This window comes from Hydrogenophaga sp., assembly GCF_011390835.1.
GTDB lineage: Bacteria > Pseudomonadota > Gammaproteobacteria > Burkholderiales > Burkholderiaceae_C > Hydrogenophaga.
The window spans coordinates 69102-93635 of record NZ_JAABRQ010000002.1 but is presented as its reverse complement, the minus strand read 5'-3'; the positions used below and the strand labels follow the sequence as shown (position 1 = coordinate 93635).

Annotated in this window: 24 protein-coding genes and 2 tRNA genes; 19 read left to right on the top strand and 7 right to left on the bottom strand. The window is 64.3% G+C overall.

Annotation, left to right across the window (positions count from 1 at the left end):
- Positions 1-46 precede the first annotated feature (46 nt).
- The 3 genes from GPT34_RS02405 to GPT34_RS02395 are packed head-to-tail and all read right to left on the bottom strand — an operon-like array spanning position 47 to position 1958.
- Positions 47-526 carry a DUF6152 family protein gene (locus GPT34_RS02405; protein ID WP_291009319.1) on the bottom strand — a complete coding sequence of 160 codons (480 nt, stop codon included), beginning with the start codon at positions 524-526 and terminating at the stop codon, positions 47-49.
- Positions 527-549: 23 nt separating this feature from the next.
- Entirely contained in the window at positions 550-969 is a 420-nt protein-coding gene (locus GPT34_RS02400; RefSeq protein WP_291009317.1) for a hypothetical protein, read from the bottom strand.
- Positions 970-971: 2 nt separating this feature from the next.
- The gene (locus GPT34_RS02395; protein ID WP_291009315.1) at positions 972-1958 is read right to left on the bottom strand and encodes an asparaginase; all 987 of its coding nucleotides are present in this window, start codon (positions 1956-1958) and stop codon (positions 972-974) included.
- Positions 1959-2039: 81 nt separating this feature from the next.
- On the opposite strand from GPT34_RS02395, the gene lexA reads away from it, so the two are divergent.
- The 3 genes from lexA (at position 2040) to GPT34_RS02380 (ending at position 4341) form a co-directional block, all read left to right on the top strand.
- Complete coding sequence (lexA, locus tag GPT34_RS02390) at positions 2040-2726, top strand: transcriptional repressor LexA (RefSeq protein WP_291009313.1); 687 nt, start codon at positions 2040-2042, stop codon at positions 2724-2726.
- A gap of 131 nt (positions 2727-2857) precedes the next feature.
- Positions 2858-3211 carry a hypothetical protein gene (locus GPT34_RS02385; protein WP_291009312.1) on the top strand — a complete coding sequence of 118 codons (354 nt, stop codon included), beginning with the start codon at positions 2858-2860 and terminating at the stop codon, positions 3209-3211.
- A 122-nt stretch (positions 3212-3333) separates the two neighbouring features.
- Entirely contained in the window at positions 3334-4341 is a 1008-nt protein-coding gene (locus tag GPT34_RS02380) for a D-2-hydroxyacid dehydrogenase family protein (RefSeq protein WP_291009310.1), read from the top strand.
- A 69-nt stretch (positions 4342-4410) separates the two neighbouring features.
- On the opposite strand, the gene GPT34_RS02375 is transcribed toward GPT34_RS02380, so the two are convergent.
- Entirely contained in the window at positions 4411-6489 is a 2079-nt protein-coding gene (locus tag GPT34_RS02375; protein WP_291009308.1) for a hypothetical protein, read from the bottom strand.
- Positions 6490-6565: 76 nt separating this feature from the next.
- Between GPT34_RS02375 and GPT34_RS02370 the strand changes: the two genes are divergently transcribed.
- The 5 genes from GPT34_RS02370 (at position 6566) to GPT34_RS02350 (ending at position 12218) form a co-directional block, all read left to right on the top strand.
- Positions 6566-8086, top strand: coding sequence for a 3-hydroxyacyl-CoA dehydrogenase (locus tag GPT34_RS02370; RefSeq protein WP_291009306.1), 1521 nt, complete (start codon positions 6566-6568; stop codon positions 8084-8086).
- A 76-nt stretch (positions 8087-8162) separates the two neighbouring features.
- Entirely contained in the window at positions 8163-8942 is a 780-nt protein-coding gene (locus GPT34_RS02365; RefSeq protein WP_291009304.1) for an oxepin-CoA hydrolase, alternative type, read from the top strand.
- 126 nt (positions 8943-9068) lie between these two features.
- Positions 9069-9788, top strand: coding sequence for a Crp/Fnr family transcriptional regulator (locus GPT34_RS02360; protein WP_291009301.1), 720 nt, complete (start codon positions 9069-9071; stop codon positions 9786-9788).
- Between the two features lie 43 nt (positions 9789-9831).
- The gene (locus GPT34_RS02355) at positions 9832-10917 is read left to right on the top strand and encodes a phosphotransferase family protein (RefSeq protein ID WP_291009298.1); all 1086 of its coding nucleotides are present in this window, start codon (positions 9832-9834) and stop codon (positions 10915-10917) included.
- A gap of 41 nt (positions 10918-10958) precedes the next feature.
- A complete protein-coding gene (locus tag GPT34_RS02350; RefSeq protein WP_291009295.1) occupies positions 10959-12218 on the top strand; it encodes an acyl-CoA dehydrogenase family protein in 1260 nt (419 codons plus the stop codon).
- Between the two features lie 23 nt (positions 12219-12241).
- Here the strand turns inward: GPT34_RS02350 and GPT34_RS02345 are convergent, their stop codons facing one another.
- Positions 12242-12916: a hypothetical protein gene (locus GPT34_RS02345; protein WP_291009292.1), complete on the bottom strand. Its 675-nt coding sequence runs from the start codon at positions 12914-12916 to the stop codon at positions 12242-12244.
- Positions 12917-12979: 63 nt separating this feature from the next.
- On the opposite strand from GPT34_RS02345, the gene GPT34_RS02340 reads away from it, so the two are divergent.
- The 3 genes from GPT34_RS02340 to GPT34_RS02330 all read left to right on the top strand — a co-directional run bounded on the left by GPT34_RS02340 (position 12980) and on the right by GPT34_RS02330 (position 14100).
- Positions 12980-13684 (top strand): glutathione binding-like protein, encoded by a 705-nt coding sequence (locus tag GPT34_RS02340; protein ID WP_291009289.1) that lies wholly within the window; start codon positions 12980-12982, stop codon positions 13682-13684.
- Positions 13685-13754: 70 nt separating this feature from the next.
- Positions 13755-13831, top strand: a tRNA-Pro gene (locus GPT34_RS02335).
- A 192-nt stretch (positions 13832-14023) separates the two neighbouring features.
- A tRNA-Arg gene (locus GPT34_RS02330) sits at positions 14024-14100 on the top strand.
- Positions 14101-14172: 72 nt separating this feature from the next.
- On the opposite strand, the gene GPT34_RS02325 is transcribed toward GPT34_RS02330, so the two are convergent.
- Entirely contained in the window at positions 14173-15504 is a 1332-nt protein-coding gene (locus tag GPT34_RS02325; RefSeq protein ID WP_291009287.1) for a hypothetical protein, read from the bottom strand.
- Between the two features lie 474 nt (positions 15505-15978).
- Between GPT34_RS02325 and GPT34_RS02320 the strand changes: the two genes are divergently transcribed.
- The 5 genes from GPT34_RS02320 (at position 15979) to GPT34_RS02300 (ending at position 20575) form a co-directional block, all read left to right on the top strand.
- On the top strand, positions 15979-17166 hold the full coding sequence (locus GPT34_RS02320; protein ID WP_291009284.1) for an ABC transporter substrate-binding protein: 1188 nt from the start codon (positions 15979-15981) through the stop codon (positions 17164-17166).
- An 83-nt stretch (positions 17167-17249) separates the two neighbouring features.
- A complete protein-coding gene (locus GPT34_RS02315; protein WP_291009281.1) occupies positions 17250-18113 on the top strand; it encodes a branched-chain amino acid ABC transporter permease in 864 nt (287 codons plus the stop codon).
- Positions 18110-19102: a branched-chain amino acid ABC transporter permease gene (locus tag GPT34_RS02310; protein ID WP_291009278.1), complete on the top strand. Its 993-nt coding sequence runs from the start codon at positions 18110-18112 to the stop codon at positions 19100-19102. The genes GPT34_RS02315 and GPT34_RS02310 overlap by 4 nt, the downstream gene beginning before the upstream one ends.
- A complete protein-coding gene (locus GPT34_RS02305; protein WP_291009275.1) occupies positions 19099-19860 on the top strand; it encodes an ABC transporter ATP-binding protein in 762 nt (253 codons plus the stop codon). Before GPT34_RS02310 ends, GPT34_RS02305 begins: the two co-directional genes overlap by 4 nt.
- Position 19861: 1 nt before the next feature.
- The gene (locus GPT34_RS02300) at positions 19862-20575 is read left to right on the top strand and encodes an ABC transporter ATP-binding protein (protein ID WP_291009272.1); all 714 of its coding nucleotides are present in this window, start codon (positions 19862-19864) and stop codon (positions 20573-20575) included.
- Between the two features lie 7 nt (positions 20576-20582).
- Here GPT34_RS02300 and GPT34_RS02295 read toward each other — a convergent pair whose 3' ends face one another.
- Positions 20583-21365, bottom strand: a complete 783-nt coding sequence (locus GPT34_RS02295) for an IclR family transcriptional regulator C-terminal domain-containing protein (protein WP_291009270.1) — start codon at positions 21363-21365, stop codon at positions 20583-20585.
- 153 nt (positions 21366-21518) lie between these two features.
- Between GPT34_RS02295 and pobA the strand changes: the two genes are divergently transcribed.
- The 3 genes from pobA to GPT34_RS02280 all read left to right on the top strand — a co-directional run bounded on the left by pobA (position 21519) and on the right by GPT34_RS02280 (position 24527).
- Entirely contained in the window at positions 21519-22703 is a 1185-nt protein-coding gene (gene pobA / locus GPT34_RS02290; RefSeq protein WP_291009268.1) for a 4-hydroxybenzoate 3-monooxygenase, read from the top strand.
- 80 nt (positions 22704-22783) lie between these two features.
- A complete protein-coding gene (locus tag GPT34_RS02285) occupies positions 22784-23695 on the top strand; it encodes a CoA transferase (RefSeq protein ID WP_291009265.1) in 912 nt (303 codons plus the stop codon).
- A 154-nt stretch (positions 23696-23849) separates the two neighbouring features.
- Complete coding sequence (locus GPT34_RS02280) at positions 23850-24527, top strand: cold shock and DUF1294 domain-containing protein (protein ID WP_291009263.1); 678 nt, start codon at positions 23850-23852, stop codon at positions 24525-24527.
- The last annotated feature ends 7 nt before the right edge of the window (positions 24528-24534 follow it).

Sequence of the window (24534 nt, the reverse complement as noted above, 5' to 3'; positions counted from 1 at the left end):
CCGGCATCGCCGGGCTGTTTCGTTTTGGGGACTTACCGCACTCTGGTCACGCAGGACTGGATCGCAGCCCGTAGGCTTTGCCCTCAAGAAAGAGGTACTCGACACGAACCAGCGGGTCACCCTTTTCTTCCTTGAATGTGAAGCCCACCATGGACAAGGCCTGGCCGGCGCGGATTTCGGGCACTTGCCACAGACCGAGCCGGAACATCGGCGCCAGCTCGATCTCCCAGCGCCGATCACGCCGGTTCGGCACCACGGCCTTGGCCAACAGGGCCGGGCCATCCACCCCCGCGGTCTGCGCCGGCACAGGCCTGGTCGCGAGATCACCCGGCAAGGCCAGCCGCTCGGGCACTTCCAGCACCAGTTCCGCATGGGGGTTGCGCCAGGCCACCGACACCGCGCGCCCCTCCAGGTAAATCGGTCGATCCTGGTCAAAGCTGCTCCAGCCATGGTGGGCCCAAGCTGGCCGCATCGCAGCGCCCAGCGCCAGCAGGCCACCCGCCTGCATCACCTGTCGTCTTTGCATGGTTCGCTCCTGTTCAAGTTGATTCACACGTAACCAATCCACCGGCCGCAGGTGAGCACCCCCAGCCACAACACGCCCGACAACCCCATGGACACCCTGGCCGTGGCGTCCAGCCGCTGCAGGGATTGCCGCGCATGGAACCAGGCTGCGTTGCAGCCGGCCAGCATCAGTAAGCCCATCTTGACTGTGAACACGCGGTTGGCCAACAGTTCCTGCGGCTGGGTACCAAACATGAGCAGACCGGTGATCGCCGCCAGGGAAAAGCCTGTCAGCACCAGTCCCAGACTCAGCCTCGCCAGTGGCTGGATCGGCAAGACCACACCCCAGCCGAACACGCGCAACTCCAGCAGCGCCATATTGCCCAGCAGCAAACCCACCCCCAGCAGGTGGACGGTCTCCAGCATGGGATAGGCCCAGGGATGGGCGCCGAGCGCGACCAGCATGCTCAGGCGCTGAGCAGTTCCATCGCCAGCGCGAGGCGGGCCTTCACAGGTGAGAGCGCGCTGATCTCCGGCAAGGCGTGGCCCGACTGCGCCAGCACCTGCCCGCGGGCGCAGCGCGTGGTGCGCACCACACGAACTCCCTGTTCCTGTGCGGCGGCCAAGGCCGCCGCCAGGGTCCGGTGCACCGTGCCGTTGCCCGTGCCCGCTACCACTAGCCCTTGCATCGAACGATCACCCGCACTGGCGAGCAAGGCCTGCACGATCAAGCCGTCGGCATCGGCATGGCTGGTGAGCAGGGTCACGGAGGGCAACGCGGCAGCGCTGAGAAAGCGCTGTCGCAAGTCGTGGCCAGCGTCGTGGTTTGGAGCGTGCATGACCGGCCAGGGATGCAGCTGGCGCACCTGGCCGTTCTCGATCAACGCGAGCGCGCCGGCCTCACCACCGTCAAAGGCGTCCAGCCGGTAGCTGTGTACCTTGCACACATCCAACGCAGCAAATGCCTGACCGGCACACACCGCCATCGCACCCTTAGCGCCAGGGTGGCGCGCCAACGTCACCGCGTCCAGCAGGTTTTGGGGGCCATCGGCCATCAGCGCACTGGCCGGCCGCATAGCGCAGGTCAGCACCACAGGTTTGTCCGAGGGCAGCAGGCTGTGCAGCAAAAACGCGGTCTCTTCCAGCGTGTCGGTGCCATGGGTGATCACCACCGATCCTACTTCTGGCCTGGCCAGGTGGTGCACCAAGCGCTGCACGAGTGCCTGCCAGACGCGCAGATCCATATCCTTGCTGTCGATCTGCGCCACCTGCTCCACCTCCAGCTGCAGGCCTTGCAGTCCGGGCACATTAGCCACCAGATCGGCCAAGGCGATCTCGCCCGACACGTAGCCAACGTGGTCGTCCGCCCGGGCTGAGCGACCAGCTATGGTGCCGCCAGTACCGAGCACCACGGTCACCGAGCGATCGTCAGCGATCTTGTTTGCAGGGAACACTTGCCAAACCTCCAGAACTGGTTAAAAATACAGATACTGGATAGACAAACAGTCTGTCGGTCCACCCAGCGAAGGCCATTCATGAACGACCTGCAACGCACCCACCCGAAGCTCACGCCCAGGCAACAGCAGATCCTGGAGCTTATCCAGACGGCCATCCGCCGCACTGGCGCCCCGCCGACCCGTGCCGAGATCGCCACCGAGCTGGGCTTCAAATCGGCCAACGCTGCCGAAGAGCATTTGCAGGCCTTGGCGCGCAAGGGGGTGATCGAGCTGGTGAGCGGCACCTCGCGCGGTATTCGCCTGCGCAGCGAAGACCTGCATTCCATCAACGCTTCACGCGGGCGCCAGCTTACACTGCCGCTGCCCAGCCTGTCCCAGCTCATGCTGCCCCTGATTGGCCGGGTCGCAGCCGGCTCCCCGATCCTGGCGCAGGAGCACGTGGACCAGACCTACCAGCTGGAACGCCACCTGTTCCAGCGTACACCGGACTACCTACTCAAGGTGCGCGGCATGTCCATGCGCGACGTCGGTATTTTGGATGGTGACCTGCTCGCAGTGCAGTCCAGCAAAGACGCGAAAAACGGCCAGATCGTGGTGGCCAGACTTGGGGATGACGTGACGGTCAAGCGCTTCATGCGCCACCCTGATCGCATCGAATTGCGCGCCGAAAACCCGGACTTCAAGACCATCGTGGTCGAACCCGGCGAGCCCTTCGAAATCGAAGGGCTCGCCGTGGGCCTCATCCGCAACAGCTTTCAGCTCTGACGAAAACCATCCGGTCGCTTCAGCAGGTGGCGGGCGTTTGGCCGAACCGGTGTCTGACCGGTCGGCACATCCCTGTGGTAGCGATTTCTGAGTCAATCCTGCCTGTGTTCAACCCCTTTTTGGAGTTTCGCATGGGAATCCGTTTCAACACGAACACTTGGCGCGCGCCGCTGCTGATCATCGACAGCTGGTTGCCCCGTCGCGCCGACCCGGTGGCTGTTCAGCCCCAACCACTGGCCATGCAGCGTTTTGCCCGCGCTGGCTGGCTTGGCAGTCCAGCGACCCGGGCCATCGCACCCGCCCAGCTCACCGTGGCCCGCGTGCCATGTGACAACACGAACAGCAGCCGGGTGCGGCGCGCCGGCAGCCGAGAACCCTGGGGCCAGGATAAACGCGTGGTGCTCGCAGGCCGCGTCGGCGATGTCTGCGCTGAGCTGGATCGGCTGGTGGCGATGGAGCAGCACCTGGGCCAGTCTCGCGCCTGAAACAACAGCGTTAGCGGCCGGCAGGTGCAGCCGCTTGTGCTGCGGCGAGATCGTGCACATGCCTCGTGCCAGACACGATTCGGCCAGCCGGAGGCTGAAACGGGGAAGGCACAATAGCGTGCATGAATATCGTGATCCTCGACGACTACCAGGACGCTGTGCGCAAATTGCCTTGCGCAGCCAAGCTCGAGCCCTATCCCGCCAAGGTTTTCACCAACACCGTCAAGGGCGTGGGTCAGTTGTCCGTTCGCCTCAAGGATGCTGACGTGCTGGTGCTCATCCGTGAGCGCACCCTGATCAACGCCCAGCTGATCGCCAAGCTGCCGCGCCTCAAGCTGATCTCTCAGACGGGCAAGATCGGCGCGCACGTCGACGTCAACGCCTGCACTGAGCGCGGCATCGCGGTGGCCGAGGGAGTGGGTTCGCCAGTGGCCACCGCCGAGCTCACCTGGGGATTGATCATGGCGGCCATGCGCCGCATTCCTCAGTATGTCGCCAACCTCAAACACGGCGCCTGGCAACAGGCCGGCCTCAAGGCGGCGTCCATGCCGGCGAACTTTGGCGTCGGCATGGTGTTGCGCGGCAAAACGCTGGGCGTGTGGAGCTACGGCCGCATTGGCCAGCTGGTCGCGGGCTACGGGCGCGCCTTTGGCATGCGGGTGGTGGTTTGGGGCAGCGAAGCGACGCGGGCCCGTGCCGCGGCGGACGGATACGACGTGGCCACCACGAAGGCGGGCCTGTTCGAGTCGGCCGACGTGCTCACGCTGCACCTGCGGCTGGGTGACACCAGCACCGGCTGCGTGTCGCTCGAAGACCTCGCTCGCATGAAACCCACCGCCCTGCTGGTCAACACCTCGCGCGCCGAAATCATCGAGCCTGAGGCCTTGCTGGCCGCCCTGAACCGAGGGCGCCCCGGCATGGCTGCGGTGGACGTGTTCGAGTCCGAGCCCATCCTGCAGGGCCACGCCCTGCTGCGGCTGGAAAACTGCATTTGCACACCCCACATCGGCTATGTGGAGCAGGACAGCTACGAGACCTACTTCTCTGCGGCCTTCGACAACGTGGTGAACTACATCAAGGGTACGCCGACGAACATCGTCAACCCTGGTGCACTGCAAGTTCGCCGCTGACGGAAACTCAAAAAAGAAAGGCCAGACCGAGTTGCCCCGGTCTGGCCTGCGGTGAATCTGGACGGAGACTCAACTCTTCATGGCGCCTGGCTCGTCCTTATTCTTGTCTTGATCTTCATCGGGAGCGGTGAAATCCAGCACCTCGAAATCGATCAAGTTTCCAGCATCGTCGCGGTCGTCGGAATCGCGCTGCAATTTGGGCTTGGACGTCGGTGACACCGGCGCAGGCACTTCGGGCAACGAAGCCTCGAAGGCCGAGAATTCCGACAGATCGTCCAGATTCACATCGAGACCGAGGTTGGGCGATGCCGGCGGCTGCATGTCCATCGGCTTCGTGAGTCCATCGCCCTCTCCCGCCAGTTTGTTCGTGGCCTGGAGGCGCTGCACCTTCGTGCTCTGAAAGTCATTCGGCGCAGCTGAGTCAGCGGCCTCGCGCTGGATGATCTCCTTGGCCAGCGCGTGCAAGAGCAGCAGCTCGCGGTAGGCCTCGAGATCAAACACCTCGGCCTCCTCAGTATCTCCCGGCTCCCGGAAGATGGACTCCTCGATCACGTCGAGCACCCGAGGCTCTGGCCAGAGGGCCTGGATGCGACCAAACGCGGTCTCGTAGGCTTCCAGCCCTTTGCTGCCGTCGGCGTACTGGTCGAAGGGAGGAGCGCCAGCGTTGAACACCCGGTTGAACTCGACCCGCAGTGCTTCGTAGTCGGCATTGCGACCGAGGCGGTGGTAGATCTTGAAGAGATCGAGATAGGCCAGCGCACTGGGCACCTGGCTGTCCTGGATGTGGTTGCGCAGCACCTGAATGGCCTGCTCATCCTCGCCCAGAGACAAGAAGAACTCGGCCTGCTGCTGCACGTCGAACAGCTCCTCGGCCGCCACCGATCGGGACGCAAGCTGGCTCGGGGCGAAATCTCGCCGCTCCGTGCCGGACACGGACGAGCTGCCCACCGAGCTGTCCAGATCTGCTGGTGTGCTGTCTTCCAGTAACTGAGAACGCGAGGAGGGGTGGAATGGATCCGCACCCTGCGCGTCGCTCAGATCCAGATCGATGTCCACCAACGCTGCCGCAGCGGCGGTGCGTCCCAGTCCGGGTTCGCTCGCTGTTGACTTGGCACCACCCTCTGCCGCCCACCAGGCTTTCGCAGCGTCAAAATCTCGCGCGCTTTTCGAACGCCGCCACACCAACAGCAGACCCAGAAGAGCGAGCGCCAGCAGCGCAACCAGTCCGTAGGCCAGCCACTGCCAATTACGCGCCTGTTCGACCGCCGCACTCAGCTCCGCGATGGTGGCCTGGTTGCGGGCCTCGGCCTCGCGCAGGCCTTTGGACTCGGCCTCCAGCACCTCGAGCTTGCGCGCGTCGCGCAGGATGTCTTCCGGTGACGCATTGATCGTCTTCCACAGCAAGCCAGCCGCCGCCCGGGTCTCTTCGGAGGTCGTGGGTTCGCTCAGCAGGCTCAGTGACAGCTTGAGCACCGGATCGCGTTCGATCGCCAGGCTCAGATCCATCGCGTCCAGCTCCAGCCGAGGTGTGGGGTTGGGTAGTGGAGCCACCGGTTTGCGCACCACGCTCGCAGGTCGGTTGGCGCGCTCTGCGGCGCGGGGCCGCTCGCGAGCGGCTTGAGGTGCAGCTGGCACACGAGGCGCTGCGGTGGCGGCAGAGGGACGATTCGCCGTTGACGCAGCGGGGAGCGGTGTGCCTGTGGCAGGCGGTGCGCTAGGCAATGCACTGGCGGCGGGGACAGCCGGCCGCGCAGGAGCAGCGTCAGAGGCGCGCGTCGGCTCGCTCACCGGATCGGCCAGCAACACGTAGCGGCGGGTGAACGCCGTAGTGCAGCCCGCGCGCACGAACACGGTCACAATAGGTTCATCGATCGGCGTCAGGGTCTGGATGCGAACCGAAGGCTCGGCATCGGGCGAGGCGCGCTGCACTATGGTGCGAACGGCATCGGGCGATACCTTAACGTCGCCATACAGCACATCGGCATTCACGCAGAGATTGGCGATGTCTTCGCCGGGTGACAATAAGGCTTGCACCCGGATATCCAGAGGCCGACCAATGATGCCGGCACCACTGTGCCGACCCAGTGTGACCGCCGAACTGCTCACTGCAGTAAGAAGCAGAATGCTGCCGATACAGAACTGGCGCACGTCAAAGACCCTTGTGTGGTGGTACTGATCATTCTGTCATAGGTCTAAAGCGTTCCCCTCCAAAATAGGCACCCTTATGCAAGCCATCTTTCAGACTGCGGGCATTGTTGGCACCGGCGCCATGGGCCGAGGCATCGCCCAGATGGCGGCCCAGGCCGGCAGCACCGTTCTCCTGCTCGACGCCCAGCCTGGTGCCGCAGAATCTGCACGCCAAGCTTTGCAACAAACATGGCAAACCTTGGTGGTCAAGGGCAAGCTCTCGGCAGCAGAAGGCGAGGCCTGCCTCGCTCGCGTGCAGGTGGCTTCCAGTCTGGCCGCACTGTCCGCCTGCGATTTGGTGGTCGAAGCCATCGTCGAACGGCTCGAGGTCAAGCGCGAGCTCTTTTCCGAACTGGAGGCCGTGGTCAGCCCCCAGGCGGTGCTGGCCACCAACACCTCTTCCCTCTCTGTCACCGCCATTGCCGCTGGCCTGCAGCGCCCGGGACAGCTGGCTGGTTACCACTTTTTCAATCCGGTCCCGTTGATGCGCGTGGTGGAGGTGATCGCTGGCCTCAAGACCAATCCTGTTGTGTGCCAACAACTCACGGCCTACACCCGTCAGTTTGGACACACCCCGGTGACGGCACAGGACACCCCGGGCTTCATCGTCAACCATGCCGGGCGCGGTTACGGCACCGAGGCCTTGCGGGTGGCCAGCGAGCGCGTGGCCGACTTTGCCACCATCGACCGCATCCTCAAGGACCAGATGGGGTTTCGACTCGGCCCGTTTGAATTGATGGACCTCACCGCGCTGGATGTGTCGCACCCGGTGATGGAGTCCATTTACCGCCAGTACTTTGAGGAGCCGCGCTACCGCCCCAGCGCCATCACGGCGCAGCGATTGGCCGGCGGGGTCATCGGAAAAAAGGTCGGCGAAGGCTTCTACCGCTACTCGCAAGGCGTGGCCGAGGTGCCAGCCGAGCCAGCCGTTCCCACGGTCAAGGCCTTCCCGTCGGTCTGGGTGTCGCCCAAGGCGGCCCGCCGGGCCGAGCTTTATCAAATGCTGAAAGACCTGGGCGCAAACATCGAGACCGGGCAGGCACCATCCAGCGAGGCGCTGATTCTGGTCGCACCGCTGGGTTTGGACGTGACCACGCTGGCCGCAGTCGAGCGGCTCGATCCAGCACGCACCGTGGGCATCGACATGATGCTCGACGACGCCGCTACCCGCCGCCGCGTGCTCGCCACCAACCCAGCGACCCGCACCGACATGCGCGACGCCGCGCATGCGCTGTTCGCCAAAGACGGCAAGGCCGTCAGTGTGATCCGCGACAGCGGCGGCTTCGTTACCCAACGGGTGGTCGCCACCATCGTCAACATCGCAGCCGACATGTGCCAACAAGGTGTGTGCACGCCGGCCGACTTGGAAGTTGCCGTCACCCTGGGGCTGGGCTACCCCATGGGCCCGCTGGCCATGGGCGACCGCATCGGCCCGGCCAACGTGCTGGAGATCCTGTTCAACATGCAGACGGTTTACGGCGACCCGCGCTATCGCCCTTCTCCCTGGTTGCGCCGCCGCGGCGCCTTGGGTCTGAGCCTGATGCACGAGGAGGCTTGACACCCCTGCACAGGTTCCACGGGCGCCCTGAAACCAGACACCGCACGCCACCACTTCCTTCCTCACACAACACCCCATGACCGCCAGCCTCAAGAGTGACAGCCATGGCCAGACCATGGTGCTGACCATCAGCAACCCCGATCACCGCAACGCGCTCGGGCCAGACATTTACGCCGCCGGTGTGGAAGCGCTCAACGTGGCCGAGAGCAGCCCGGATGTGCGCAGCGTGGTCATCACCGGCGAGGGCCAGCACTTCTGCGCTGGCGGAAACCTGCAGCGCCTGCTCGACAACCGCCAGCAGCCGCACTCGGTCCAAGCGCAGAGCATCGAAGGCCTGCACAACTGGGTGGAGACCATCCGCAGTTTCCCCAAACCTGTGGTTGCAGCGGTCGAAGGCGCCTGTGCCGGTGCTGGTTTTTCGCTTGCGCTGGCTTGCGACCTCATCGTCGCTGCGCACAACAGCGTGTTCGTCATGGCTTACAGCAACGTGGGGCTGTCGCCCGACGGCGGCGCTACCTGGAGCCTGATGCGCGCCTTGCCGCGCGCCACCGCCCTGGAGCTGCTCATGCTGGGTGAGCGGATCAGCGCGGAACGTCTGCAGCAGCTCGGCGTGATCAACCGGGTGAGCGGCGAGCGCGAGGCGTTGGACCAGGCGCTGGCTTTGTGCGAACGGCTCAATGCGCGCGCGCCCAACGCGCTGGCCAGCATCAAGGAGCTAGCCAACGATGCACCGACTTCACCGCTGCACGACCAGCTCGGCAATGAGCGTGACCATTTTGTGCGCTGCCTGCACCATGCCAACGGCGGTGAAGGCATCGCAGCGTTTCTCGACAAGCGCCCGGCCCGCTACCGCTGACGTCGCCCCGGTCGCTTCAATTTCCCCTGCCGCGCCTGAGCAACAGGGCTGCGCGCTTATCCCGATGGGCACGCCACGTCTCTGTGGCGACAATGCACTCTCTCCCAGTCACCCATAAGACAGGCCATGGACGAACCCATTCTGACAATGGAAGAACGCGAGGCGATCAACAGTGGTCGCTGGTTCAGCAATCTTTCTCCCTCCCTGCGACACGACATCCTGCGATGCGCCTACGTCAAGCGATTCAAGGACAGCGATCTCATCGTTGCCCGTGGCGACCCGCCCTCCGAATGGACGGCGGTGGCCAAGGGTGCGGTGCGCGTGAGTTCGACCTCGCTCTCTGGCAAGCAGATCACGCTGACCTATGTGGAGCCAGGCGTGTGGTTTGGCGATGTGGCGATGTTCGATGGCGATCAGCGTACCCACGATGCCTATGCCCACGGTCCGACCACGCTGCTGTGCGTGGCTCGCAACGATTTCCAAAAAATTCTCAACACCCACGTCGAGCTGTACGAGGCGCTGATGCGCCTGCAGGCGCGGCGCATCCGAACCCTGTTCGGCCTGGTGGAAGACCTCAACACGCTGCCTTTGCGAGCGCGCCTGGCCAAGCAACTGCTGCACCTGGTGCGCAGCTACGGTGTGCCCTGCCTGGCAGACGGCAACGAAATGCGCATTGGCCTGCAACTGGCACAGGAAGAACTGGCGCAGCTGCTGGGCGCTTCGCGTCAGCGGGTGAATCAGGAATTGAAATCCATGGAGCGCGAGGATGCGATCCGCATCGAGCCGGGTGGCCTGGTCGTGCGCAACCGCGACATGCTGATGCGCATTTCGGAGGCCGAATCCTGAGCGCCGCATGTGTGGCTGACCAGAACCAACCGGGCTCTCAGCCATGAGCGATCAGCAGAATTTCACGGGTACGCGCCCGGTCTCGGCTCAACATGAAGTTGATCTGGCCATGTTGCAAGTCTGGATGCAGGCCAACGTGCCGGGTTTCGATGGTCCGCTTCAAGTGGAGATGTTCAAGGGCGGCCAGTCCAACCCGACCTACAAGCTCATCACGCCCAGCACCGCCTACGTGATGCGCGCCAAGCCGGGCCCGGTAGCCAAGCTGCTGCCCTCGGCGCACGCCATTGAACGCGAATTTCGCGTCATGAGCGCGCTGCAAGGCACCGGCGTGCCGGTGGCCCAGATGCTGGCGCTGTGCGAAGACGAATCCGTGATCGGCCGCGCTTTCTACATCATGGAGTGCGTGAACGGCCGTGTGATGTGGGACCAGTCCTTGCCAGCGCTGGACAAGCCACAGCGCGCAGCGGTGTATGACGAAATGAACCGCGTGCTGGCTGCACTGCACAAGGTCAAGCCCAGCGACGTCGGCCTGGACGGCTATGGTAAGCCCGGCAACTATTTTGAGCGCCAGATCGGCCGCTGGTCCAAGCAATACGTTGCCTCCATCACCACACCCATTCCCGAGATGGACCAGCTCATGGCCTGGCTGCCGGAGAACATCCCGGCCATGGCGCGGGACGAGTCCCTGGTTTCGGTGGTGCACGGCGACTACCGCCTGGACAACCTCATGTTCCACCCTACCGAGCCGCGGGTGCTGGCAGTACTGGATTGGGAGCTCTCCACCCTCGGTCACCCGCTGGCCGACTTCAGCTACCACTGCATGGCCTGGCACATCCCGCCGGGCGCGTTCCGTGGCATCGGTGGGCTTGATGTGGCCGCCCTCGGCATCCCCACCGAGGCCGAGTACATCGCCCGCTATTGCGAACGCACCGGCTTTGCCACGCCACAGCAGCTACAGGCCGACTGGAACTTTTACCTCGCCTACAACCTGTTTCGCCTAGCCGCCATCCTGCAAGGCATAGGCAAGCGGGTGGAAATGGGCACTGCATCCAGTGCCCAGGCCGTTTCCTCCGCCGCAGGTGCCCGCCCGCTGGCAGAAATGGCCTGGCGTTTTGCCTGCGCCGCCTGACCCCGTATTGATCGAACCGACCAGATTCCCAAGGAGACACCATGCAATTCGACTACACCGACAAAGTCAAGGCCATGCGCGAGCGGCTGCTCGCTTTTATGGACCAACACATCTACCCCAACGAGGCGCGTTTCTACGCGGAGATTGCCGAGAACCGCAAGAACGGGAATGCCTGGATCCCCACCAAGATCGTCGAGGAACTCAAGCCCAAGGCCCTGGCCGCCGGCCTTTGGAACCTGTTCCTGCCCAGCAGCGCGCGAGCCCCCCAGGGCCTGACCAACCTGGAATACGCACCACTCTGTGAAATCATGGGCCGGGTGCCGTTTGCCGCCGAAATCTTCAACTGTTCGGCGCCCGACACCGGCAACATGGAAACCTTGGAGCGCTACGCCAGCGAAGCCATCAAGGACCGCTGGATGGAGCCGCTGCTGCGCGGCGAAATCCGATCGGCCTTTCTGATGACCGAGCCGGCCGTAGCTTCCTCGGACGCCACCAACATCCAGTGCCGTATCGAGCGCGATGGCGATGAATACGTGATCAACGGCACCAAGTGGTGGTCGTCCGGCGCGGGCGACCCGCGATGCGCGGTCTACATCGTGATGGGCAAGACCAATCCGGAGGCGCCGCGTCACTCGCAGCAGTCGATGATCGTCGTGCCCTCCGACACCAAGGGCATTGAGGTGGTGCGCGCGCTGTCGGTGTTTGGCTACGACGACGCGCCCCACGGCCACATGGAGGTGCGCCTGAAGGACGTGCGCGTGCCGGTGGGCAACCTGCTGCTGGGCGAAGGCCGCGGCTTCGAGATCGCCCAGGGTCGCCTTGGCCCGGGTCGCATCCACCACTGCATGCGCTCCATCGGTGCGGCCGAGCGCGCGCTCGAGCTCATGTGCCAGCGGCTCAACAGCCGGGTGGCGTTCGGCAAGCCGGTCTCGGCGCAATCGGTCTGGCACGAGCGAATCGCCGACGCGCGCTGCCGCATCGAGATGGCGCGTCTGCTCACGCTGAAAGCGGCCTACATGATGGATACCGTGGGCAACAAGGTGGCCAAAGCCGAGATCGCGATGATCAAGGTGGTGGCACCCAACATGGCTTGCGACATCATCGACATGGCGATCCAGGCGCATGGCGGCGGCGGCGTCAGCGACGATTTTCCACTCGCCTACAGCTATGCCGGCCAGCGCACACTGCGCCTGGCCGACGGCCCGGACGAGGTGCATCGCCAGTCGATCGCCAAGCTGGAGCTGGCCAAACACATGGCGGTGAAAGTGGACGTGGAGATGCCGATCACCCGCGGCAGCTGACGCGCAACGCTAGCCGCCGACGGTCAGCGGTCGAGGATTTGCAGCGCCCGCCCGGTCAGGTGCTCGAACACATCGAGCGCATGCACTGCCACGCCCGCCTGGCCACCAGGGCCGCCCTGCCCGCCCTGCATGCGCAAGTAGGTTTTGCCGCGCGTCAGCATGAAAAGAACGGGAGTCCCCGGGCTCACGTCGAGCGGCCATTCCATGAGCATGTCCACCGTGTCCCCATCCACCCAGTGGCGCGCCACCTCGGGCGTGTCGGTCAACACCGCGTACCGTGCCCAGAACGCAGGTGCCGGCCCTTCCCAGCCCGCATCCCGGTACAGAGACAGCCAGCGCAGCTCTTCCGGCAGGGCCTTGGCGGTGGTCTGCAACGTGTCGGTGACATCGGCGTAATGCGCCTGAGCCTGGGTTTCAAACTGGCGTTTCAGGTTCCGGTTCATCAGGATCACGTTGACGGCCGGGGTCAGACCCAGGTCGGACTTGGCCATCAGCTCCATGCCTGTGATGTACTGCCGCGCCGAGGCCAAACATTCGGCACGAAACGGCCGGTCCAAGAGGCGGCCGCCCAGCGCGTAGGCGCCCCCCACCATGCCCATGTGGCTAAGCAGACGCTCATTGGCCCACTGGACGAGCGATTCGTCCATGGCGCCGGGTTTCGGCGAGCGATTCAGCGCAGTTTTGAGCAGGTCGAACATGGACTGCGGTTTTCCCGTAGATTTGATCCCTTGTCAACTTGATTTATTCGAAAGGCCACCCTCATGATCGACGTCTACTCCTGGCCCACGCCCAACGGGCACAAGGTACACATCATGCTGGAGGAGTGTGGCTTTCGCCTCGGTCGCGACTGGCAGGTGCACCCGATCAACATCGGCCAGGGTGACCAGTTCCAGCCCCACTTCCTGAAGATCAGCCCGAACAACAAGATTCCGGCCCTGGTCGATCCGGTCGGTCCCGACGGCCAACCGATCAGCCTGTTCGAGTCTGGCGCCATCCTGCTCTACCTCGCGGCCAAGACCGGCAAGTTCCTGCCCAAGTCCGACCGCGCCAAGTTCAAGACCCTGGAGTGGCTCATGTTCCAGATGGGTGGGGTCGGGCCCATGCTGGGACAGGCGCACCATTTCCGGATTTACGCGCCCGACAAGATCGACTATGCGGTGGACCGGTACACCAACGAAGCCAAGCGGCTCTACGGCGTGATGGACAAGCAGCTCGCCGGCCACAAGTTCATCGCTGGCAACCAGTACACCGTGGCCGATATCGCCATCTTCCCCTGGGTGAACAGCTGGGAAAAACAGGGCATTGACTGGGCCGACCACCCGCGCCTCAAGTCATGGTACGACGCCATCGCAGCCCGCCCGGCGGTCAAGCGCGGCCTCGCGGTGCTGGCCGGCGCTCGCAAGCCGTTGACCGACGACAAGGCTCGCCAGGCCCTGTTTGGCACCAGCCAGTACGAGAAGCGCTGAAGCTTTCGAACAGGTTTCGTGGAGGCGGGCCAAAAACAGCTCTGGCAGCAGGTACAATTCGGCGCTTAGTCGGAGCGTAGCGCAGCCTGGTAGCGCATCTGCTTTGGGAGCAGAGGGTCGCGAGTTCGAATCCCGCCGCTCCGACCATTCATTGAAAAATGCAAAAACGGCCCATTTGATGGGCCTTTTTTGTTTCTGGGTCCACCCGTGCTGCCCACAGCACAGCCAGACAACAGGTCTGTCTCACTGGGTAGCAGGTATCCATCAGGAACTCGTCGTATAACAACGACCTGAGAGCGTGCGCTTCTCCGAGGGCTCCCGGAGAGGTGCGCACACCGAGCGGCGTTAGCTCAGCTGGATAGAGCAACGGCCTTCTAAGCCGTAGGTCAGAGGTTCGAGCCCTCTACGCCGCACCACCCCCCTCGCTGAGCGCATCAAGCGCCCTGGTTCGTCGCGGGCCCCGTCGGCGCGAGGAGCTTCAGCCTGACTCAACGCGGCGGAATGCGCGTCGCTAGCGGTTTGGGTACGAAGTCTGGCAAAAAGCGGCAATCACCGGCCTGGGCTGCGCGCAGCTGCCGGCAACGCTCGGCGACACCTGCGGGCGTGGGCTTGCTGCCCATTTCCACCCAGTTCAACAGGGCTTCGAACAGCGGCGGGTAGTAGGCATCGCCCCAATAGCTGTGTTCGCTGGAATCGATGAAGGTCTGCACCAGCCGCGCGCCGTTGCCAGCGGCTTGCATGCGCTGGCGCAGGGTGTCGTTGCCTTCAACGAACACGGTGGCGTCGCCTGTGCCATGCGCACTGAGCACAGGCATCGTAAAACGACCCGCGTGGTCCACATCAGAAGCAAACTGGGCCTTGGCCCTCGCATCAGCGGCAAAACGCGGCACAGCGGCATTCAAGGCTGCGTCCTCGCTGGACCCGGTGTAGCGCACCCCCACATTCCCGAACGGGCTGGCGCCTGCCGTGCGGCTGACCACGTCGCGCAGCGTGAAGGTGCCCCAATTGAGGTGGCCAATCACCGAACGCTCCGGGATGTTCACCACATCGACGAGGGTCTTGAGCTTTTGCACTTGCACTTCGGTGCGCTGGGCCGCTGGTTTGCGCACGCCCAGGCAATCGTCAGCGCGCTTGGCCAGCTCAGCCGTGGTCATCTTGCTGTCTGCGGGCAGGCCGATGGACAGCGGGTACTGCGGCTCATCGGGCAGCGGATGGTTGTTGCACAAGTGCTGGTACAGCGCACGCACGTCGAGGCGGAAATCGTAGGTGGCCGGCCCGGCCACCACACCGCTGGTCAACAGCATGCCATCCCAGCTCTTGGGAAACAGTTCGGCCGCGCGGGTGGCCAGCATCGCGCCCCAGGACTGCCCATGCAGCAGGGTGCGTCGTGGCTTGGCCACGTGGTCGACAAAAATGCGCCGTACCCGCTCGGTGTCTTCGGCCGCCGTAGTCACGCCAAAACCGCCCTGGCGGAACACCGATCCAGCCCAGGCGTGGCCCTCGCTCACGGTGATCGCCCAGCGCTTGATGTCAGCGTCAGCGCGCGAAACCCTTGGGGGACCCAATGTCGGGCCGCCATGAGCGTGCACCACCAGCACGCCGCTCCACTGAGCGGGCATCACGATCAGGTAGTGCGCTGTGGCCGAGTCCTGCCCCCGAAAGCAGCGCGCGCCCTGCGGCACACCTTCAGGACAGGCCTGGGCCACCGGGGCGGCTTCGGGCGGGGCAGAGGGAGCGCTGGCACACGCGGACAGCATCAGCACGGCAACGCTCAACACGCCCCAGCGGCTATGCGCATCAAACTTTGACATTTCAGACATGTGTTTTTGGGGTGGAGTGAGCGGCCGGCCATTAGGTTGGGGGGCCTCATGCCTGTCAATCAGGGGCAGCCCATGGGGCGTGAGCCATGAGAACGCTAACCGGTGATGGATACATCCCGTACAAGACCGGGTGGTGTGATCGCTGGGGCTGGACCACGGCTTGGCGTCTGATGAATACCGTGCTTGAAAAGTGAGTCGGATGTGAGCTGCATTCGCGGGTAAACACCCCCTTCCACCCAAGCGATCATGCACTATAGTGCATCATGCCTGACACAGGCCATCTGGATCCAGATGATTCAGGGGCTCAAAAAGCAATTTAGCACCTGTGCTGCACATTGAGACGTCAGGGCGTTTACCCGTTAAATAGTTAAGCTGTTAATGGTTCACTCCTCAAGTAGGGGTTAGTCGCTATCCCCAGATGCCCACCCCCGGCATACATTGATCCACAACTTCCAACCCCTCAGGAGACCGCTCATGACCACCCGCCGACTTGTTCTTACCCGCAGCGCTGCCGTGATTGGTGCTGCATCCACCGGGCTGCTGCTGCCACAGATCGCACGTGCGCAGTCGGCCAAGGTCCGGGTGGGCTTCATGCTGCCCTACACGGGCACCTTCGCCCAGCTTGGCGTGGCAATCGAAAACGGCTTCATGATGGCGCTGGCCGAACAGGGCGGCAAACTCGGCGGGCGTGAAATCGAGTTTTTCAAGGTCGACGACGAGTCCAGCCCGCCCAAGGCCATCGAGAACGCCACTCGCCTGGTGCAGCGCGACAAGGTCGACGTGCTGGTGGGCACGGTGCACTCGGGCGTGCAGATGGGCATTCACAAGGTGGCGCGCGAAAGCGGCGTGCTCAACCTGATCCCGAACGCCGGCGTGCACATTGCCACCCGGGCCCAGTGCGCACCCAATGTGTACCGCACCTCGTTCAGCAACTCGCAGCCGACCCGGGCGCTGGGCAAGGCCATGATGGATCGCGGTCACAAGAAAGCGGTCTGGATCACCTGGAACTACGCCGCCGGAGAGGAGGCCTACGAAGGCTTTGAAGAAGGCTATACGGCGGCAGGTGGCACCATCATCAAGAAGCTGGGCGTGCCCTTTCCCAACGTGGAATTCCAGGCGCTGCTGACCGAAATCGCCTCCCTCAAGCCCGACGCGGTGGCCTGCTTCTTCGCGGGTGGCGGCGCGGCCAAGTTCCTGCGCGACTACGCCGCTGCGGGCCTGAACAAGAACATCCAGCTCTATGGCTCGGGCTTCCTCACCGAAGGCGTGCTGGAAGCAGCGGGTCCAGCCGCCGATGGCGTGCTGACCACCATGCACTACAGCGACTCACTGGACACCCCACGCAACAAGCAATTCCGCCTCGAGTACGCCAAGACCTTCAAGGCACAGCCCGACGTGTACGCGGTGCAAGGCTACGACACCGGTCTGCTGCTCATCAAGGGCGCCAATGGCGCCAAGGGCGACTTCTCCAACAAGAAGGCCCTTTACGCAGCCATGGACGGTGCGGTGATCGACAGCCCGCGCGGCAAGTGGACCATGAGCCCCTCGCACAATCCGATTCAGGACATGTACCTGCGCAAGGTGGAAAACAAGGAAAACAAGGTGATCGGCATTGCCGGCAAAGCGGTGGCCGATCCGGGCACTGGCTGCCGCATGAGCTGAGCGCCGCCCTTCCCTGCCATTTGCCGAGCCAGCCGGGCACCCCTTGGGGTGCTCGTCTGCAGTGCGCTTGCCCCTGCGTCTGAATGGACTTCGCCAATTTCCTGATCCAGCTGCTCAACAGCCTGCAGTACGGACTGTTGCTGTTCATGCTTGCCGCAGGCCTGACCCTGATCTTCGGCATCATGGGCGTGGTCAACCTGGCGCACGGCAGCTTCTACATGATTGGTGCCTACTTGGCCTGGTGGCTGACGGCCCAGCTGGGCAGCCTGGTGCTGGCGATCGTGATTGGCACGGTGCTGGCGGTGGCGCTCGGCTGGCTGCTGGAGTGGCTGCTGTTTCGTCACTTCTACCACCGCGACCACCTCGACCAGGTGCTGCTCACCTTTGGTCTGATCTACATCTTTGAAGAGTCCCGCTCCATCCTCTGGGGTGACGATGTGCACGCGGTCAGGGTGCCTGAGCTGGTGCGCTGGTCCATCCCCTTGACCGAAAACCTGTCCTACCCCGTCTACCGGCTGGTGATCTCCGCGGTCTGCATCGCGCTGGCCATCGGGCTGTACCTGCTGATCTCAAAAACCCGCCTGGGCATGAAGATCCGCGCAGGAGCCTTCAACCGCGAAATGACCGAGGCACTGGGCATCAACATCCGGCTGATCCATGGCGTGGTGTTTGCGCTCGGCGTCGGTCTGGCTGCCATTGCCGGCATGATCGCCTCGCCCATTGCGAGCGTTTATCCGGGCATGGGCAGCTCGGTGCTCATCATGTGTTTTGTGGTGGTGGTCATCGGCGGCATCGGCTCGGTGCGCGGCGCGCTGGTCGCTGCCCTGCTGGTCGGTCTGGTCGACACCTTCGGCAAGGTCCTGCTGCCGCAGATCGCCGGCATGGCGGTCTACATGCTGATGGCGCTGGTGCTGCTCTACAAACCTGAAGGCTTGTTCAAACAATGAGCAGCCCCAAGGCGCAACTCGAGATCCTGCCGCGTGGCATCCAGGTGGTCCTGGCCTTGGGCGCGCTCGCGCTCGCGGCGTTTCCGCTGGTGCCCATGGAAAGCTCAGGCTTTTACCTTCAGATGCTGTCGCAGATGATGATCCTGGCAATCTTCGCGATGAGCCTGGACCTGCTGCAAGGCGTCACCGGCCTGGTCTCACTCGGCCATGCGGCCTACTTCGGTCTGGCGGGCTATGCGCTCGCCTTCCTCACGCCGGCCGACACGCCGATCAGCCTGTGGTGGTCGCTGCCCCTGGCTGCGTTGGCCTCGGGCCTGGCTGCCTTGATCATCGGCTTCTTCGTGGTCCGCACCCACGGCATCTACTTCATCATGGTCACCATGGCGTTCGCGCAGATGGTGTTCTTTCTGTTTTTTGACAACCGCGCCCTCGGCGGCTCGGACGGGCTTTACATCAACTTCCGGCCCGACGCCAGCCTGTTCGGCTGGAGCGGCATCGACCTGGACAACAAAACCACCTTCTACTACTTCACCTTGCTGGTGATGCTGGCGGTCTATTCCTTCCTGCGCCGCCTGCTGTTTTCACCGTTTGGGCGCGCGCTGGCCGGAATCCGGGTCAACGAGCACCGCATGCGCGCCGTGGGCTACGGGACCTTCGGCTACCGCCTGACCGCCTTCACGCTAGCCGGCGCGCTGGCCGGCGTGGCGGGCTACCTGTGGGCAGCGCAGTCGGGCTATGTGAACCCCGAGCTGATGGGCTTTCACCTGAGTGCGCACGCCATCATGATGGTGATTCTGGGCGGCATGGGCAATTTCGCGGGCGCCATCGTTGGGGCCTTTGCGTTTGAGTACGTGATGCACTTCTTCAAGGACCTCACCAAACACTGGCAGCTGCTCATGGGCAGCTTCATCGTGCTGGTGGTGGTATTTGCGCCCCGTGGGTTGCTCGGCCTGGCCGAGCGCCTGTTCCGACGCCGGGATCCTCCATGAGCGATCTCCTGCTCAGCGCCCAGCATCTGACCAAGCGCTTCGGCGGACTGGCCGCAGTGCACGACGTGTCGGTAGACCTGTTTCGCGATCGCATCCACGCGGTAATCGGTCCCAACGGAGCCGGCAAGTCGACGCTGACCAACCTGCTCTCTGGTGACCTGCCACCCACGTCCGGGCGCATCTTGCTGGGCGGTCAGGACATCGCCGGGCGCAGCCCCGAACGCATCTCGCGCCTGGGTCTGGGTCGCAGCTACCAAAAGACCAACATCTTCCTGCCCTTCACCGTGCGGGATAACGTGCGTCTGGCTTCACAGGCCAGCGAGCGCCTCGTCGCGTGGAACCCGTTCAACTGGGTCAGCGCAGCCGCTTCGCAGCGCCAGGTCAACCAGCGCTGCGAACGGGCTCTGGAGCTCGCCGGCCTCACGACGCGCGCTGATAGCGTGGCCGGCACCACCAGCCATGGTGAGCAGCGCCAGCTCGAAATTGCCATGACGCTGGCCACCGAGCCCACAGTCCTGCTGCTCGACGAACCACTGGCAGGCATGGGACAGGCTGAAGCGGAAAGCATGGTCGCGCTGCTGCTCAAACTCAAGGCCAACCACGCCATCCTGCTGGTGGAGCACGACATGGACGCCGTGTTCACCCTGGCCGACCAGCTCACCGTGATGGTCAATGGTGAGGTGATCGCCAGCGGCACGCCCGACGCGGTGCGCAACGACGCAGCGGTGCAGGCCGCTTACCTCGGCGAAGAAGCCTGACATGACCTCACCGCTCATCGAGGCCACCGGCCTGCACACTCACTACGGAGCCAGCCACATCCTGCGTGGTATCGACTTCACCGTGAACCCTGGCGAAACTATCGGGCTGATGGGTCGCAACGGCATGGGCAAGACCACCCTGCTCAAATCGCTCATGGGCATCGTCAAGCCCAGCGGTGGCAGCGTGAAGGTCTGTGGCCGCGACATGACGGGTGCGGCCACCTTCGATATCGTGCGTCAGGGTATTGCCTACGTGCCCGAAGGCCGAGGCATCTTCGGTAACCTCAGCGTGCGTGAAAACTTGGTGATGGCAGCGCGCCATGGCACCCGCGGCCAGAGCGAGTGGACCTATGAGCGCGTGCTCGACACCTTCCCGCGCCTGGCCGAGCGGCTGAACCACGGTGGCCAACAGCTCAGCGGCGGCGAACAGCAGATGCTCACCATTGGCCGCGCGCTCATGACCAACCCAGACCTGCTGATCCTGGACGAGGCCACCGAAGGCCTCGCGCCCCTGATCGCACGCGAGATCTGGCGCCTCTGTGGCCTGATCCGCGAAAGCGGTATCAGCAGCGTGATCGTGGACAAGAACTGGAAACACGTCACCCGCATCACCGACCGCAATGTGATTCTGGTCAAGGGTGAAGTGGTGTTCGAGGGCCTTTCGGAGAGCCTGCTGGCCCAGCCGGAACTGCTGGAGCAGTACCTGGGCGTCTGAGCCCGGTCTACAGCAGAGGACGCAGCTCACGCGCCGCGTCCAGCAGCAGCGGCAGCAAGTCATGCTGCATCACCTCGGGCGCAAGCCGCTGTGGTGATGCCACCACGTTGAGCGCAGCCACCGTCTGGCCCCTCATGTTGCGCAGCGGCACTGCCAGCGCATGCACGCCCAGCTCGTGCTCTTCGCTGGCCAAGGCCAGGTCGTCCGCGCGCACCCGATCGATCGCGGTCCGAAACGCCTTCACATCAACCACCGTGCGCGGCGTCAGGCGCGGCAGTTCGCGCCCCTTGAGCCAGCCATTGAACGCTGCCTTCGGCAGCGAGGCCAGCAGCACGCGCCCGGTGGAGGTGGCGTGCAGTGGCAGTCTCGCGCCCAGGTGCAAGCCGTAGGCCATCAGCCGCTGTCCGCCGACCGCGGCGCTGCGCGCCACGATCACCACCTCATCGCCATCGCGCACCACCGCCGAGAACGACTCCCGCGTCTGCGCCGCCAACCGGTTCAGGGTCGGCTGCAGCAGGCGCGGCAGGCGCGCCGAGGCGAGGTAGCTGCCGGAAAAACGCAGCACCTTGGGCGAGAGCCAGTAGTGGCTGCCATCGGTGTCCAGATAGCCCAGGTGCGCCAGCGTGAGCAAATGGCGGCGCGCCGCCGCCCGGGTCAGGCCGGCGCGATCGGCGGCCTGCGTCGCATTGAGTCGCTGGCGTTCGGTGTCGAAGCTCTCCAGCACGGCCATGCCTTTGGCCATGCCTTCGATGAAGTCGGCTTTGGCAATCGGTTTGGGCTCGGCATCCATATTGCGCGATGATCGCACACCTTAACCGGTGATCGCACACACTGGCGGTTGGCCGGTTGGCGGTTGGTTAATCGCCGCTTACGCTTTCCTGATCGTCAACCAACCCATTGCCCGCCCGCCACACCACTAGCGTCGCGGCGGAAACCCCGACCCATGCGAACCCAAATTGCCATCATCGGCGCCGGCCCCTCCGGTCTGCTCCTCGGCCAGTTGCTGCACAAGGCCGGCATCGACGCCGTGATCATCGAGCGCCAGTCGCCCGAGTACGTGCTGGGCCGTATCCGCGCCGGTGTGCTCGAACAGGTCGCCACCGATCTGCTCGACGAGGCCGGCGTGGGCCAGCGCATGCACGCCGAGGGATTGGTGCACACCGGTTTCGACATGCTGTTTGGCGGCGTGCGCCACCGCATCGATCTGGACAAGCTCACAGGCGGCAAGCGCGTGATGGTCTACGGCCAGACCGAGGTCACGCGCGACCTGATGGACGCCCGCCAAGTCGCCGCCCTGCCCACCGTCTACGAAGCTGCGAACGTTCAGGTGCACGACTTCGACACTGATCAGCCGCGCGTGACCTATGAGAAAGACGGACAGAGCCATACCCTGTCGTGCGACTTCATCGCCGGCTGCGACGGCTTTCACGGCGTGTGCCGCGCCAGCGCCCCGCGCGGCGCCATCCAGGAGTTCGAAAAGGTCTACCCGTTCGGCTGGCTCGGCCTGCTCTCGGACACCCCGCCGGTGCACCATGAGCTGATTTACGTGAACAATCCGCGCGGCTTCGCACTGTGTTCACAGCGCAGTGCCACACGCAGCCGCTACTACCTGCAGGTGCCCCTCACCGACAAGATCGAGCAGTGGAGCGACGATGCCTTCTGGCAGGAACTGAAACTGCGCCTGGACCCAGAAGCAGCCGGAAAGCTGGTCACCGGGCCCAGCATCGAAAAGAGCATTGCACCCCTGCGCAGCTTTGTGACCGAGCCGTTGCGCTTTGGCCGCATGTTCCTCGCTGGCGACGCGGGCCACATCGTGCCGCCGACCGGCGCCAAGGGCCTGAACCTGGCAGCCACCGACGTGAAGTACCTGATGGACGCGTTTGTCGAGTTCTACCAGGAGCGATCAGAGGCCGGTATCAACGGCTACTCCGAGCGCTGCCTCAAGCGCATCTGGCGCGCCGAGCGCTTCTCCTGGTGGTTCACATCCATCATGCACAACTTCCCCGACGAAGGCGCCATCCACGCGAAGCTGCAGGAAGCCGAACTGGACTACCTGATGCACTCTGAAGCCGGCCTGCGCACCATCGCCGAAAACTACGTCGGGCTGCCGCTGGACTTTGGCAGCTGACGCTGTCGCCGGTTTGCGGCCGGGGCGCCTGGGCTGAGGTTAAATGTCAGCCAGCACACTACCCACCCAGACACCTGCCCATGACCGCTGCCAGTCCCGTCAACGTTTCGTTCAAACCTCTGAAGCCGCTGCGCGGCGTGCGCATCCTGAGCCTGGCGCTCAACCTACCCGGCCCGGCCGCACTCATGCGCCTGAAGGCCATGGGCGCGACTTGCACCAAAGCCGAGCCTCCCGGCAAGGCAGGCGGCAGTGGCGATCCCATGGGCAGCTACAACCCGGCGGCCTATGGTGTGCTGCACCAGGGTGTGAAGGTGATCGAGGTTGATCTCAAGACCGAAATGGGCCAGACCTCGCTGCACAAGGCACTGGCCCGCACCGACCTGCTGCTCACTTCGTTTCGCCCGTCGGCGCTTGCCAAGCTTGGCCTGGGATGGCGGGCGCTGCATCGCCTCTACCCGACACTCTCGCTGGTCGCCATCGTGGGCGCTCCCGGTGCACGCGCCGAGGAACCGGGTCACGACCTGACCTACCTGGCCGAAGCCGGGCTGGTCACGGGCCTCGATCTGCCAGCCACGCTGTTCGCCGACATGGGCGGCGCGCTCATGGCCAGCGAAGCCGCGCTGCAGGCGGTGCTGCTGCAAAAATCCACGGGCAAGGGCTGCTTCCAGGAAGTGGCCTTGTCCACTGCGGCCGACTGGCTCGCCCTGCCCCGCAGCTGGGGCCTGACCCAACCCAAGGGCGCGGTGGGCGGCGCCCATGCAGGCTACCGCGTCTATCCCTGCCGAGGCGGACGTGTCGCCGTCGCGGCGCTGGAGCCTCACTTTGCGGCTGCCTTGTGCGCCGCTGCAGGCGTGCAGATCGACGGACCGATGGCCTTGTTCAAACCCGCCACCCACGAGGCGATCGCCGCGTTTCTCGCCAGCCGGACCCGCCAGCAGCTGGACCAGCTCGCGGTGAGCCAGGACATCCCGCTGCACACCTTGCCTGCCTGAGGCCAAAACACCACGATCAGCTCGCTCCGAAGTCGCGCAGCTTCATGACAGATCGCACGGGCAGACGCCAGGCGTGGGCCGGATGACAGGCCACGCGCCGCCATGGCACCCGCCACCGGCATAATTTGGCGCTTTCAACCACGGCTGCAGGTCCATGCGAAAACAAGGAACGGTGGTGCGCTGGGACTCGGAGCGGGCGTTCGGCTTCATCCGAAGCCCGGACACCGCCGCCGAGATCTTTTTTCACCGCCGCGATTACAGCGAGAACCGCGCGCCCACCGAGGGCATGGCGGTCACGTTCGAAGAGATTCACGTGGGCGGCAAGGGCCCGCGCGCGCTGTCGGTCGCACCCAAGATCAACACCATCGAAGCACCCAAGCTGGTGGTGGACGAGACTGCCGAGCTGCTGCCGCGCAGCGAACCTGCGCCCCGCTCCACGCCGCTGCACCTCAAGAAACGCGAAGACCGGCTTTACTGGACCGCGCTCGGCCTCATGGGCCTGTGGCTGCTGTTCTGGATGGTGGGCATTGGTCTGGGGCGTTTTCCCTGGGTCATCCTCACAGGTGTGATCATGCTCAACCTCGCCACCTTTTACGTCTACTGGCGCGACAAGGAGGCTGCGGTGCAAGGCGGCTGGCGCGCCAGCGAAAACCAGCTGCATGGGCTGGCGGTGCTGGGTGGCTGGCCTGGGGCCTGGTTTGCGCAGCAGATCCTGCGCCACAAGTCGAGCAAGAAGTCGTTCCTGGTCATTTACTGGGCCACGGTGGCGATCAACCTGCTGGGGATGCTGGCCTGGCTGATCTGGCCGGCGTTTCAGGCGCCTGTGGTCTGAGCAGCTC